Origin of the sequence: Streptomyces sp. SID5910, assembly GCF_009862125.1 — a bacterium.
GTDB lineage: Bacteria > Actinomycetota > Actinomycetes > Streptomycetales > Streptomycetaceae > Streptomyces.
The window spans coordinates 1-409 of sequence record NZ_WWHX01000845.1 but is presented as its reverse complement, the minus strand read 5'-3'; the positions used below and the strand labels follow the sequence as shown (position 1 = coordinate 409).

The following is a 409-nucleotide window of genomic DNA, read 5'->3' as shown; positions in this document are numbered from 1 at the left end:
GGGCGGGGAGGCCGTGGCGGGTGGGGGTGGCGGATCCGCTGCGGCCGGGCGGGCTCGCGGCGGTGGTCTCCGCGGCCGGGGCGGGGGAGCTGGCGGTCGCGACGTCCGGTACGGCGGAGCGGGGGGCGCACATCGTCGATCCGCGCACGGGGAGGCCGGCGGTGACGGACCTGGTGGCGGTGACGGTGGTGGGGCCGCGGCTGACGTGGGCGGACTGCTGGGCGACGGCGGCCTTCGCGATGGGCTCGCGGGAGGGGCTGCGGTGGCTGGAGTCGCTGGAGGGGGTGGAGGGTCTGCTGATGACAGCGGGCGACGAGGTGCGGTGCACCGGGGGGTTGGCGGGGTGGCTGGGGTGACGCCCTCAGAGACGTGACGGCAACGCCGCCAGGGGCGCGGGGAACTGCGCGAC

General features: G+C 78.2%; 1 protein-coding gene. It reads left to right on the top strand.

The annotated features are described in order from the left end of the window. Nucleotides 1-356 (top strand): FAD:protein FMN transferase (locus tag GTW67_RS29645; protein ID WP_202437859.1); only part of this gene is annotated, 356 nt, incomplete at its 5' end. Between the last annotated feature and the right edge of the window lie 53 nt (nucleotides 357-409).